Here is a 12,833-nt window from a genome sequence, read left to right as displayed (position 1 = left end):
CGGCGGCGCAACTCTGTTACTCTGGCCGCAATCGAGCCAATAAGAAGGAAGAAACCCATGACTCTTGCCGCGAAGTCGCTTCTGCTGATTGCAACGCTTGCGCTTGCCGCCTGTAACAATCCTGATCGCTACGGTGCTGGTGGCCCGGGCGGCGCGGGTGGACCCGGGGGCGCGGGCGGCATTGACACCACGGGTCTGGGCGACCCGAACAACCCGACCTCCATCGCCTATTTCAACCAGCGCGTCGGGGACCGGGTGCTGTTTGCGGTGGACCAGTCCACCCTGACCCCCGAGGGCCGCGCGGTGCTGACGGCGCAGGCGCAATGGCTGATGACGAACGCTGGTTACGCCGCGATCATCGAAGGCCATGCGGATGAGCAGGGCACGCGGGAGTACAACCTTGCGCTGGGCGCACGGCGTGCGGCAGCGGTGCAGAACTTCCTGATCAGCCAGGGCGTTCCGGCGAACCGGCTGCGCACCATCAGCTACGGCAAGGAGCGCCCGATCGAGGTCTGCTCGACCGAGGAATGCTATTCCAAGAACCGCCGCGCCGTGACGGTGCTTTCGGCCGGTGCCGGGGTCTGATGCCATGCGGCTGATCCGCCTTGGTCTTTTGCTTGTGCTGCTGCCGGTCGCGGCAGTGGCACAGGACCGGACCCAAACGCTGGCCGACATCCGGGGCGAGCTTGCCGCCCTTGCGGCCGAGTTCAACGCCCTGAAGGCGGAACTGGTGTCCAGCGGCGCTGCCGCGACCGGTGCGGCGGGCGGTGACGCCCTGCAGCGGATGGACACGATCGAGGCGGAACTGTCGAGGCTAACCGCGCGGACCGAAGCGGTGGAGTTGAAGCTGAACCGGGTGGTGTCGGATGGCACCAACCGGATCGGCGACATCGAATACCGGCTGTGCGAAGTGACGGAGGGCTGCGACCCGACGACGCTTGGCGCGACATCGGTGCTGGGGGGCGACACGGGCGGCGAGGTCATCGCCGCACCGGTGGTGACTGACACGCCCCCCGCGACGGGCGGGGCGGAACTGGCGATCAGTGAACAGGCGGATTTTGACCGGGCCAAGGAGGTGCTCGGTCAAGGTGACTTTCGCGGTGCTGAACAGCTCTTTGCGACCTTTGCCCAATCCTATCCTGGCGGGCCGCTGACGCAGGAGGCGCTGTATCTGCGCGGTGAGGCGTTGACATCCCTGGGTGAGACGTCGAACGCGGCGCGGGCCTATCTGGATGCGTTCTCGGCCGCGCCGGACGGGACTTTTGCGCCGGATGCCTTGTTGAAGCTGGGTGAGGGGTTGGCGGCGCTGGGTCAGGTGCCCGAGGCTTGCGTGACCTTGGGCGAGGTTGGCGTGCGCTATCCGGGCAGCATGGCGTCGACCCAGGCCGGGGTGGCGATGCAGGGGCTGGGGTGCCAGTAGACAGCACTCGGCTGGTCGGGCTGATCCGCGACAGCCTGCCTGCGGGCGAAACCATCGGGATTGCGGTATCGGGCGGTGGGGATTCCACCGCCCTTTTGCATCTGGCCTTGCAGGCCGGGCTGCGGGTTGAGGCGGCGACGGTGGATCACCGTCTGCGCGACGACAGCGCGGCAGAGGCTTTGGCGGTGGCGCGGGTCTGTGCAGGCTTGGGGGTGCCGCATGTGGTGCGGGTCTGGGACCATGGGCCAGAGGTGCCGGGCAACCTGATGGATGCCGCACGGCAGGCGCGGATGGCGCTGATCGGGGATTGGGCGCGCGGGCGCGGTATCGGGCATGTGGCCTTGGGGCACACCCGGGACGATCAGGCCGAGACGGTGCTGATGGGGCTGGCGCGGGCGGCCGGGCTGGCCGGGCTGTCGGGCATGCGCCGGGCCTGGGTTGATGGTGGCGTGACGTTTCACCGCCCCTTGATCGACGCGGGCCGGGAGGAGTTGCGCGACTGGCTGCGGGCGCAGGGCCTGACTTGGGTGGACGATCCGACCAACGACAACCCGCGCTTTACCCGGGTCAGGGCGCGGCAGGTGTTGGCGGCGCTGGCCCCGCTGGGGATCACCGCCGAGGGGTTGGCCGGGGTGGCCGGGCATCTGGCCCTTGCGCAGGAGGTGGTGTCCGCGGCGGTGCAGGCTGCGGCGGGGCGGCATGTGGCCGAAGTGGCGGGGGCCTTGCGCCTTGCCGGTGGGCTTTGGGCGGAACCTCTGGATGTGCGGCGGCAAGTGGTGGGCGCGGCGGTTGGCTGGCTTGCCGGGGCGCGGTACGCCCCCCGGGCCGATGATCTGGCGCGGTTCACGCGGGCCTTGGCGGAAGGGCGCGATGCCACGCTGCGCGGCTGCCGGGCGCGGCAGGGCTGGATCCTGCGCGAGGCGCGGGCGCTGGGCGGGCCGGTTCCGGTGGGGCGGGTCTGGGACGGGCGCTGGACCGTGATGGGCGCCGCGGGTGAGGTGCGGGCGCTGGGGGTGGACGGCTTGCGCCAGTGCCCGGAGTGGCGGGCGCTGGGGGTGCCGCGGCAGGTGCTGGAGGTGACCCCGGGCGTCTGGCAGAGCGACAGGCTGGTGGCCGCCCCCTGCGCGGGATTTGGCCCGGCAACTGCGACATGCACGCCCGGGTTCCACGATGTCCTGTTATCGCATTGAACCGGGCGACAAACTGACTATCTTGTTTCACAAGGCCGCCCCCGACGCCGGGGCGCGGCATTTACGGGAGATGCCTTGTGGGCAATGCGCGCAATATCGCTTTCTGGGTCGTGCTGCTGATCCTTGTCATGGCTCTGTTCCAGCTGTTTTCCGGCGGACAGACCACGACTTCGTCACGGTCGCTCAGCTATTCGGAATTCATCGAGCGGGTCGATGCCGGACAGGTGTCCGGGGTTACCCTGGACGGGGAACGGATCGTCGTCCGGGCCAGTGACGGTAATACTTATGTGGCGATCAAGCCGCAGGGCGAAGTGGTGACCGAGGCGCTGACCCGCGACCTGATCGCCAAGGGGGTTGACGTTCAGGCCGAACCGCAGGCGCAGTCGGGCTTCATGTCGCTGCTGTCGCTGTGGCTGCCCTTCATCGTGCTGATCGGCATCTGGCTGTTCTTCATGAACCGGATGCAGGGCGGCGGGCGTGGCGGGGCCATGGGCTTTGGCAAATCACGCGCGAAACTGCTGACGGAAAAGCAGGGGCGCGTGACGTTTGACGACGTGGCCGGGATCGACGAGGCCAAGGAAGAGCTGGAAGAGATCGTGGAATTCCTGCGCAATCCGCAGAAGTTCAGCCGTCTTGGCGGCAAGATTCCGAAGGGCGCGCTGCTGGTTGGCCCGCCCGGTACGGGTAAGACGCTGCTGGCGCGCGCGATTGCGGGTGAGGCGGGGGTGCCGTTCTTCACCATCTCGGGCTCTGACTTCGTGGAAATGTTCGTCGGTGTCGGTGCAAGCCGTGTCCGCGACATGTTCGAGCAGGCCAAGAAGAATGCGCCTTGCATCGTCTTCATCGACGAGATTGACGCCGTGGGCCGGGCGCGTGGCGTCGGCATGGGCGGCGGCAATGACGAACGTGAGCAGACGCTGAACCAGTTGCTTGTGGAAATGGACGGGTTTGAGGCGAACGAGGGTGTGATCATCGTCGCCGCGACCAACCGCAAGGACGTGCTGGACCCGGCACTCCTGCGTCCCGGCCGCTTTGACCGTCAGATCCATGTGCCGAACCCCGACATCAAGGGGCGGGAGAAGATCCTGTCGGTCCACGCCCGCAAGGTGCCTTTGGGGCCGGACGTTGACCTGCGCACGATTGCGCGTGGTTCGCCCGGGTTCAGCGGTGCTGACCTGATGAACCTGGTGAACGAGGCCGCGCTGATGGCAGCCCGTGTTGGCCGCCGGTTCGTGACGATGACTGACTTTGAACAGGCCAAGGACAAGGTCATGATGGGCGCGGAACGCCGCAGCATGGTCCTGACCGACGACCAGAAGGAAAAGACCGCCTATCACGAAGCGGGCCATGCCATCGTGGGCATGAACCTGCCGAAGTGTGACCCGGTCTACAAGGCGACGATCATCCCGCGCGGCGGTGCCTTGGGGATGGTGGTCAGCTTGCCTGAAATGGACCGGTTGCAGATGCACAAGGACGAAGCCAAGCAGCGCATCGCGATGACGATGGCGGGCAAGGCGGCTGAGATCATCAAGTATGGTGAGGAAGGCGTGTCCTCAGGCCCCGTCGGCGACATTCAGCAGGCGTCGGGTCTGGCCCGGGCCATGGTGATGCGCTGGGGGATGTCGGACAAGATCGGCAACATCGACTATTCCGAGGCGCATGAGGGTTATCAGGGCAACACGGCGGGCTTCTCGGTTTCCGCTGAGACGAAGCAGGCGATCGAGGGCGAAGTGAAATCGCTGATCGACGAAGGCTATGAAACCGCGCGGCGTATCCTGCTGGAAAAGGCCGATGACTTTGAGCGTCTGGCCAAGGGCCTGCTGGAATACGAGACGCTGACTGGCGACGAGATTCGCAAGGTGATTGCGGGCGAGGCGCTGGGTGGCAGCGATGACGGGGACAAGCCGGCATCGGGCGGGGGGACGACGTCGATTGCCGCGATCCCGAAGACCCGGGCGCGGGCACCGAAGCCGGGGTCTGATCCGGAACCGGCCCCTCTCTGACGGCGACCATGACTGGTTGGAAGGCCCCGCCCCTGCGGGGCCTTCCGCTTTTCTGGGTGGGGCGATAGGCTTTGCTGTGACCGGAACGGGGATGCAGCATGATCACGGCCTATCGATCACTGGGCAATCGGCTGGAACGGCTGGACCTTTCGCGGGATCGGCTGAAGGACGCGCTGTGGATCGACCTTGAGGCGCCCACGCAAGCCGAAGAGCAGGCTGTCGAAGCGGCGCTTGGCATCGGCATTCCCACCCGCGAGGACATGCAGGAGATCGAGATTTCCTCCCGGATCTACCGCGAAGACGGGACGCTGTTTCTGACGGCCCAGATCGTGGCAACCGTCGAGATCTTGGGGACCGAGATTGGCCCGGTGACCTTTGTCGTCCTGCCGGACCGGCTGGTCACCGTGCATTACCACCACCCCGGGTCGTTCGGCCACTTCGCCGAATGGGCCGCCCGGCATGACACACCGCTGGCCACCGGGGTGGACGCCTTGCTTGGGCTGCTGGAGGCGGCGGTGGACCGGCTGGCCGACATTCTGGAAGGCGAGGCGCGGCGGCTGGACAGCCTTTCCAAGGCGATCTTCGCGGCGCACCGACCTTCGGGCAAGGATCAGGCGCTGGCGGTGGTGTTGCAACGGATCGGGCGGGCCGAAGACCTGAACGGCAAGGTGGGCGAAAGTCTGGGCACGATCCAGCGGCTGGTCGGGCATCTGGCCGTGACCAACACGCCACCAGAGGGTCTGGCGTTGAACACGGGTGAGCGGTCGGTGGTGCGGACTTTGCTTGAGGACCTGCGGTCGCTGCGCGAAGTTGCGAAAACCCAGACCGAGAAGATCCGCTTTCTGCTGGATGCGACGCTGGGGGTCATCAACATCCGGCAATCGGACATCATCAAGATCTTCTCGGTGGTGGCCTTTGTCTTTCTGCCGCCAACGCTGATCGCCAGCATCTACGGAATGAACTTTGACCACATGCCGGAACTGGCCTGGGAATGGGGCTATCCGGCGGCGCTGGCGGGGATGGTCCTGTCGGCCGTCGTGCCCTGGGCGATCTTCCGCTGGAAGAAGTGGCTTTAGGCCGAGGCCGTTTTCCCCCGTTCACCAAAGACCGCTGCGGCGGCGCTATCCAAGAGGATCCGATGCAAGCCCTGATGCCTACACCCTATTCCGCCCGTGTCGTCTGGCTGGGCACGCAAGCCGTGCCCGTGGAAAAGCTGGTCATCCGGTCGGGTCCGGTGACCGAGATGCCGCTGACATTTGCGGGCTATGCGGGGGAGGTTCACGCCGGGCTGACGCGCCCGTCCTGCAGCCGGGTGCTGAAGCAGCATCCCCGGAACACCGAGATCCGCAACGTGCGCCAGTTGGCTGTGGTCAGCGCCGAGGAGATGGCCGAGGTGGCCGCCACGATGGGGCTTGAGGCGATGGATTACGCCTGGGTCGGTGCGTCCTTGGTGGTGGAGGGGATCCCGGATTTCACCCATCTGCCCCCCTCCAGCCGGTTGCAGGGGCCTGATGGGGTGACGCTGGTGATCGATATGGAGAACCTGCCCTGTCAGGAGCCTGCGGTGACCATCGACAAGGTGCTGCCCGGGATGGGCAAGGGGTTCAAGCGCGCGGCGGCGGGCAAGCGCGGGGTGACGGCCTGGGTAGAGCGGGAGGGCGTGCTGCGGCTGGGGGATGTGCTGGTGCTGCATGTCCCGCAGCAGCGGGGCTGGGCGCATCTGGACACGGCGCGCGCCGGGGCCTGAGGACGGGCACACCCTTGCGCGCTGGTCTGTCCACGGGCCGGGCGTTCTTTGCGCTCACCCTATCGGGATATTCTTGCCGAAAGGATGACGGTTTTAGTCCAAGTGTCTTGATGGCGCATTCGGTGCGGCTTGTTTCCGATCGGAAACGGGCGCTGGCGAATTTCGCGGTGTTTAGGTCGGAATCCGGCCTCGTCAACCCGCGATAGCCCGGTATCACGTCGCAAACGGGATAGTTGCCCAAAGGGAGATGCACATGGCCTTCAAGACCGACATCGAGATTGCGCGCGAGGCGACAAAGAAGCCGATCATGGAGATCGGGGCCAAGCTGGGCATTCCGTCGGAGCATCTGCTGCCCTACGGCCATGACAAGGCCAAGGTCGGGCAGGAGTTCATCAAGTCGCTGGCCGGGCGGCCCGATGGCAAGCTGGTGCTGGTCACGGCGATCAACCCGACGCCTGCGGGCGAAGGCAAGACCACGACGACGGTGGGTCTGGGCGACGGGCTGAACCGGATTGGCAAGAAAGCGGTGATCTGCATCCGCGAGGCTTCGCTGGGCCCGAACTTCGGGATGAAGGGCGGGGCGGCTGGCGGCGGGATGGCGCAGGTCGTGCCGATGGAGGAGATGAACCTTCACTTCACCGGCGACTTCCATGCCATCACCAGTGCCCACAACCTTTTGTCGGCGATGATCGACAACCACATCTACTGGGGCAATGAGCTGCAGATCGACGCGCGCCGCATCGTCTGGCGCCGGGTGATGGACATGAACGACCGCGCGCTGCGCGATATCGTGGTGAACCTGGGCGGCGTGTCGAACGGTTTCCCGCGGCAGACCGGGTTTGACATCACGGTGGCGTCCGAGGTCATGGCGATCCTGTGCCTGTCGAACGATCTGGAAGATCTGGAAAAGCGGCTGGGTGACATTGTTGTCGCCTATACCCGCGAGAAGAAGCCGATCTATGCCCGTGACATCAAGGCAGATGGCGCGATGACCGTCCTGCTCAAGGACGCGATGCAGCCGAACCTGGTGCAGACGCTGGAGAACAACCCGGCCTTCGTGCATGGCGGGCCGTTTGCCAACATCGCCCACGGCTGCAACTCGGTCATCGCGACGAAGACCGCGCTCAAGCTGGGCGAATATGTCGTGACCGAAGCCGGTTTCGGCGCCGACCTTGGGGCGGAAAAGTTCTTTGACATCAAGTGCCGGAAAGCGGGGCTGAAGCCTTCGGCCGCTGTCATCGTGGCCACGGTGCGGGCGATGAAGATGAACGGCGGGGTGGCGAAGGCTGATCTTGGGGCCGAGAATGTCGAGGCTGTCAAGAAGGGATGCCCGAACCTGGGCCGCCACATTGCCAACGTCAAATCCTTCGGCGTACCGGTGGTGGTGGCGATCAACCACTTCTACAGCGACACCGATGCCGAAGTGGAAGCCGTGAAGGCCTATGTCGCCGAGCAGGGCGCCGAGGCGATCCTGTGCAAGCACTGGGCGCAAGGATCGGCCGGGATCGAGGATCTGGCGAAGAAGGTCGTGCAGATGGCGGAATCGGGGTCTGCGAACTTTGCACCCCTGTACCCGGATGAGATGCCGCTGTTCCAGAAGATCGAAACCATCGCCAAGCGGATCTATCACGCCGATGAGGTGATTGCCGACAAGTCGATCCGCGACCAGCTGAAGGCGTGGGAGGCGGCGGGCTATGGCCATCTGCCGATCTGCGTGGCCAAGACCCAGTACAGCTTTACTACCGACCCGACCGTCCGCGGCGCGCCGACTGGCCACTCGGTCCCGGTTCGGGAAGTGCGGCTGTCCGCGGGTGCTGGCTTCATCGTCGCGATCTGCGGCGAGATCATGACGATGCCGGGCCTGCCCAAGGTGCCGTCCGCCGAGGTGATCCGGCTGAACGATCTGGGTCAGGTCGAAGGGTTGTTCTAACCGGTCGCATTGCCCTTTGCGGGCTGTCCCCTTATCTGACGGGACAGCCTGCGATGGGAGAATTTTGATGCTGAAGCCCGCTGACTGCACCTCGATGGCCCAGATCCGGACCGAGATTGACCGGCTGGATGAAGAGCTGGTCCGCCTGTTTGCCGAACGTGCGGGCTATATCGACCGGGCCGCCGAGATCAAGGCGGGGGTCGATCTTCCCGCGCGGATCGAGGCGCGAGTCGAGGAAGTGGTGCAGAACGTGCGCCGCCACGCCGACACCTACGGGCTGCCGCCCGAGCTGGTGGAAAAGCTGTGGCGGCGGCTGATCGACTGGTCCATCGCGCGCGAGGAAAGCAAGCTTGGGCCGGACAGTTTGAGGAAGGGATGAACGGATGACGGCCACGGTGATCGACGGCAAGGCCTTTGCGGCCAAGGTGCGGGGGCAAGTGGCCGCGCATGTGCTGCGGCTGAAGGAAGAAAACGGCATTCAGCCGGGCCTTGCGGTGGTGCTGGTGGGCGAAGACCCGGCGTCACAGGTCTATGTGCGCAACAAGCACGCCTCAACCATTGAAGTCGGAATGGCATCTTTCGAACATCGGCTGGATACGGGCACGGGTGAGGCCGAGCTTCTGGCGCTGATCGACCAGCTGAACGCCGATCCGAAAGTTCACGGGATTTTGGTGCAGTTGCCGTTGCCGGCTCATCTGAACTCGGAACTTGTGATCAACCGGATTGATCCGGCGAAGGATGTGGACGGTTTCCACATATCGAACGTCGGGCTGCTTGGGACCGGGCAGAAGAGCATGGTGCCCTGCACGCCGCTGGGTTGCCTGATGATGCTGCGGGATCATCATGGGTCTTTGGCCGGGCTGGACGCGGTGGTGGTCGGGCGGTCCAACATCGTGGGCAAGCCGATGGCGCAGCTTTTGCTGGGCGACAGCTGCACGGTGACGATTGCGCATAGCCGGACCAAGAACCTGACCGAGGTTTGCAAGCGCGCCGACATTCTGGTGGCGGCAGTTGGCCGGCCCGAGATGATTACCGGCGAGATGGTGAAACCCGGGGCGACGGTGATTGATGTGGGCATCAACCGGATCGAGCGGGACGGCAAGACCAAGCTGGTGGGCGACGTCCATTACGCCAGCGCCGCCGCTGTGGCCGGGGCAATCACGCCGGTGCCGGGCGGGGTGGGGCCGATGACGATTGCCTGCCTTCTGGCCAATACGCTGACCGCCTGCTGCCGGGCGAACGGGCTGGCGGAACCGAAGGGCCTTACGGCCTGAGGGCAACGAATTTTCTGCGAAAATTCGTGCGGGGTTGTCAGCGCGGCATCGGAATGACGAGGGCACGGGTCCCGGTAAGGATGGCCAGCGCGTCAGGGGCCATAAGGCTTGTCAGCGCGGCATGGCGGGCGGGCAGCCCGCCGGTATAAACCCCGAAGGCAGGCAGAATCAGCCGCGCGGCATCGGCCAGAAAGCAGGGCCGGGCTTGCCCGGCAAGGCGGGCCTTGGGGTGGTAATGGCCTGAAACTTCGGCCCTTTCCGCCGGATCGGCAATGTGGCGGAAGGTGAAGGGGAGCAGTTTCACCTCATCCCGGTGGGTTCCGCCGATGTCGATCGGCCCGGGATCGTGGTTGCCGGTGATCCAGGTCCAGTCGCGCCCTGCCATCAACCGGACCAGCCAGAGGCGGCTGACGTCCTCGATACCCTCGGCCGAGGCGGTGTCGTCGAAGCTGTCGCCAAGGCAGATCACCGCTGTGGCGCGGGTGGCTTCAAGTTCACGGTCCAGCTTTTCAAGGGTGGCTTGCGTCTCATATGGCGGCAGGAGCGTGCCACCACGGCGGGCGAGGCGTTCGGATTTCCCGAGGTGCAGGTCGGAGACGACGAGTAGCCCTTGCGCGGGCCAGAACAGCGCGCCGGTGGGCCGCAGGTGCAGCGTCTCGCCATGGAAGAAAAGCGCGTGGTGCATGGGCGACTGAATGCCCTGACCACACCCTTGCGGCAAGGGCGGTTGTCGCCTCCGGCGGGGATATTTGGGCAATGATGGAGGGCTCAGGCGAGCCCTGCCGCCTCCATCAGCGCCTGGGCCTGGGCGGAGGCGAGGCGGTCGCGGCCTTCGCCGTGGACGGGGATGCGGCCGGGTTCGAAAAACAGCGGCGCGGCGAGGGGGGTGACGCGGGGGCGGCGGATCAGGGTGATGCGGTCTTGCACGCGGGCGAGGAGGGATTCGATGCGGGAGAAGTCGATCAGGCCGCGGAGGGCTTCTTCCCGGGTGATCTGCAGAAGGAGGTGGTCGGGGTCGTATTTCCTGAGCGTGTCGTAGAGGATGTCGGTGGAGAAGGTAGCTTGACGGCCGGTCTTGCGGCGGCCCTGGTGCGAGCGTTCGATCAGGCCCGCAATGATGGCGGTTGCGCGAAAGGTGCGCTTCATCACGGCGTTGCCGGACAGCCAGATGTCAAGGCCATCGCGCAGGGTGTCGACGTCGAAGAGGGGGGCAGGATCGGTCACCGGATCAAGGCCCCAGATCAAGGTTGCATAGTCGGTGGCGACAAAGCCCAGCGGGGCAAGGCCTTGGGATTCCATCTGTTTCGTGACGAGGAGGCCAAGGGTCTGCTGGGCGTTGCGGCCGGCAAAGCCATAGACCACGAGGTGTTCGCGCCCGTCGTGGGGGAAAGATTCGAGAAGGAGGGACGCAGGGTCGGGGAGGCGGGAAACCTGACGTTGCAGGGACAGCCAGTGCGCGGTGTGGGCGGGGAGGTCGGGCCAGCTTTCGGCCTGGAAGATTTCGAGAATCCGGTCGGCGAGGAGGGTGGAGGTCGCGAATTTGGTGCCGTTGAAGACGGCAACCTTGGGGTCGCGGCCGGGGGTTTTCGAGACTTCAACGGTCATTTCGCGCAAGCCTTCATAGCGGACGATCTGGCCGCCGATCAGGAACGTGTCCCCGGGGGTAAGGGTGGCGGCGAAGGATTCTTCCACCTCGCCCAGCGGGGTGCCGCCGAACTGGTTTCTGAGGCGGACCTTGAGGGTTTCGATGTCGATGATCGTGCCAAGGTTCTGGCGGATCAGGGCGGCGGCGCGGGGGTCGCGGAGGTGCCATTTGCCGCCGGTCTGCTTCAGGCGCTGCCAGCGGTCATAGGCCCTGAGCGCATAGCCCCCGGTGGCGACGAAATCGAGGCAGGCGTCGAATTCTGGTCTGGTAAGGGCTGCATAGGGGCCGGCGGTGAGGATTTCATCGTAAAGCGCGTCGGCGTCGAACGGGCCGGCGCAGGCGGTTGCAAGAATGTGCTGGCACAAGACATCGCGGGGGCCGGGGCCGCGCGGTTCGCCGTCAAGGGTGTGAGCGGCGACGGCGTCGAGGGCGGCCTGACATTCCACCACCTCGAACCGGTTGGCGGGGACGAGCAGCGCCTTGGAGGGCGCGTTGTAGCGGTGATTGGCCCGGCCGATCCGCTGGACGAGGCGTTTGACGTTCTTTGGCGCGCCGACCTGAATGACAAGGTCGACATCGCCCCAGTCGATGCCGAGGTCGAGCGAGCCGGTACAGACGACAGCCCGTAGCGCGCCTGCGGTCATGGCCTGTTCCACACGCTCGCGCTGTTCGCGGGACAGGGAGCCGTGGTGGATGCCGATGGGCAGGTCTTCGGTGTTGGCAAGCCAGAGGTCGTGGAAGAAAAGCTCGGCCTGGGCGCGGGTGTTGTGGAAGATCAGGGTAGTGCGGTGGCGGGTCACTTCGTTCAGGATCGCCGGGATGGCATAGCGCCCGCCGCCACCGGACCATGGCGGTGGGGCGTCGGTGTCCAGCATCGAGATGTCGGGGTCAGGGCCCGGGTCGGCCTGCAGGATCCGGGTTGAGGCGGCGAGGAAGCTGGCAAGGGCGGGCGGATTCTCGACGGTCGCGGAAAGGCCGATGCGGCGAAGGTTCGGGTTCAGCGCTTGCAGGCGGGCGAGTTGCAGGGTGAACTGGTCGCCACGTTTGGATTCGGCCAGCGCGTGGATTTCGTCAACGATAACCCGTTGCAGGCCCTGGAAAATCCGTGGGGCGTCTTCATAGCTGAGCAGAAGGGCGAGGGATTCCGGCGTTGTCAGAAGGATATGCGGCGGGTCGGCGCGCTGGCGGCGGCGCTGGGTATAGGTGGTGTCGCCGGTGCGATCCTCCACCCGGATCTGCAGGCCCGCGCCTTCAATGGGGGTGCGCAGGTTGCGGCGGATGTCGGCGGTGAGGGCCTTGAGGGGCGAGACATAAAGGGTGTGCAGGCCGGGGGGCGGGGTGGCCCCAAGCTCGGCCAGGGTGGGGAGGAAGCCCGCGAGGGTCTTGCCGCCGCCGGTTGGGGCGATGAGCAGGGTCGAGGGATCGGCGGCACGGGCCAGCATGTCAAGCTGGTGGGGGTGAAGGGTCCAGCCCTTGGCGGCGAACCAGTCGGAAAGGGCGGGGGGAAGCGTGGTCATGGGGTAGAGATAGAGCGCGGGCCGCGCGCAGGGAACGGGGAATGCGATTTTTCGGAAGGAACCTTCTGGCTGGGCACTTGGGGTGGGCCGGGTAGCGGGGGTTTCAC

Annotated in this window: 11 protein-coding genes; 9 read left to right on the top strand and 2 right to left on the bottom strand. The window is 65.8% G+C overall.

Annotation, left to right across the window (positions count from 1 at the left end; genetic code table 11):
- The first annotated feature begins 57 nt into the window (after nucleotides 1–57).
- The 9 genes from pal to folD all read left to right on the top strand — a co-directional run bounded on the left by pal (nucleotide 58) and on the right by folD (nucleotide 9,564).
- A complete protein-coding gene (pal, locus tag EI545_RS05935; protein ID WP_125324613.1) occupies nucleotides 58–585 on the top strand; it encodes a peptidoglycan-associated lipoprotein Pal in 528 nt (175 codons plus the stop codon).
- Nucleotides 586–589: 4 nt separating this feature from the next.
- Nucleotides 590–1,420, top strand: a complete 831-nt coding sequence (gene ybgF / locus EI545_RS05930) for a tol-pal system protein YbgF (RefSeq protein WP_125324612.1) — start codon at nucleotides 590–592, stop codon at nucleotides 1,418–1,420.
- The gene (gene tilS / locus EI545_RS05925) at nucleotides 1,411–2,610 is read left to right on the top strand and encodes a tRNA lysidine(34) synthetase TilS (protein ID WP_164517231.1); all 1,200 of its coding nucleotides are present in this window, start codon (nucleotides 1,411–1,413) and stop codon (nucleotides 2,608–2,610) included. The genes ybgF and tilS overlap by 10 nt, the downstream gene beginning before the upstream one ends.
- Before the next feature lie 77 nt (nucleotides 2,611–2,687).
- Nucleotides 2,688–4,613, top strand: a complete 1,926-nt coding sequence (gene ftsH, locus EI545_RS05920; protein WP_125324610.1) for an ATP-dependent zinc metalloprotease FtsH — start codon at nucleotides 2,688–2,690, stop codon at nucleotides 4,611–4,613.
- Nucleotides 4,614–4,711: 98 nt separating this feature from the next.
- On the top strand, nucleotides 4,712–5,689 hold the full coding sequence (locus EI545_RS05915) for a magnesium transporter CorA family protein (RefSeq protein ID WP_125324609.1): 978 nt from the start codon (nucleotides 4,712–4,714) through the stop codon (nucleotides 5,687–5,689).
- A gap of 62 nt (nucleotides 5,690–5,751) precedes the next feature.
- Nucleotides 5,752–6,360, top strand: a complete 609-nt coding sequence (locus tag EI545_RS05910; RefSeq protein WP_125324608.1) for an MOSC domain-containing protein — start codon at nucleotides 5,752–5,754, stop codon at nucleotides 6,358–6,360.
- A gap of 253 nt (nucleotides 6,361–6,613) precedes the next feature.
- Nucleotides 6,614–8,290: a formate--tetrahydrofolate ligase gene (locus EI545_RS05905; protein ID WP_125324607.1), complete on the top strand. Its 1,677-nt coding sequence runs from the start codon at nucleotides 6,614–6,616 to the stop codon at nucleotides 8,288–8,290.
- 67 nt (nucleotides 8,291–8,357) lie between these two features.
- Nucleotides 8,358–8,669 (top strand): chorismate mutase, encoded by a 312-nt coding sequence (locus tag EI545_RS05900; protein ID WP_125324606.1) that lies wholly within the window; start codon nucleotides 8,358–8,360, stop codon nucleotides 8,667–8,669.
- A gap of 4 nt (nucleotides 8,670–8,673) precedes the next feature.
- Nucleotides 8,674–9,564: a bifunctional methylenetetrahydrofolate dehydrogenase/methenyltetrahydrofolate cyclohydrolase FolD gene (folD, locus tag EI545_RS05895; protein WP_125324605.1), complete on the top strand. Its 891-nt coding sequence runs from the start codon at nucleotides 8,674–8,676 to the stop codon at nucleotides 9,562–9,564.
- A gap of 37 nt (nucleotides 9,565–9,601) precedes the next feature.
- Here the strand turns inward: folD and pdeM are convergent, their stop codons facing one another.
- Nucleotides 9,602–10,249 carry a ligase-associated DNA damage response endonuclease PdeM gene (gene pdeM, locus EI545_RS05890; RefSeq protein ID WP_125324604.1) on the bottom strand — a complete coding sequence of 216 codons (648 nt, stop codon included), beginning with the start codon at nucleotides 10,247–10,249 and terminating at the stop codon, nucleotides 9,602–9,604.
- 83 nt (nucleotides 10,250–10,332) lie between these two features.
- Nucleotides 10,333–12,726 carry a ligase-associated DNA damage response DEXH box helicase gene (locus EI545_RS05885; protein ID WP_125324603.1) on the bottom strand — a complete coding sequence of 798 codons (2,394 nt, stop codon included), beginning with the start codon at nucleotides 12,724–12,726 and terminating at the stop codon, nucleotides 10,333–10,335.
- Between the last annotated feature and the right edge of the window lie 107 nt (nucleotides 12,727–12,833).

The organism is Tabrizicola piscis (assembly GCF_003940805.1).
GTDB lineage: Bacteria > Pseudomonadota > Alphaproteobacteria > Rhodobacterales > Rhodobacteraceae > Tabrizicola > Tabrizicola piscis.
This window is presented reverse-complemented; position numbering and strand designations above follow the sequence as displayed.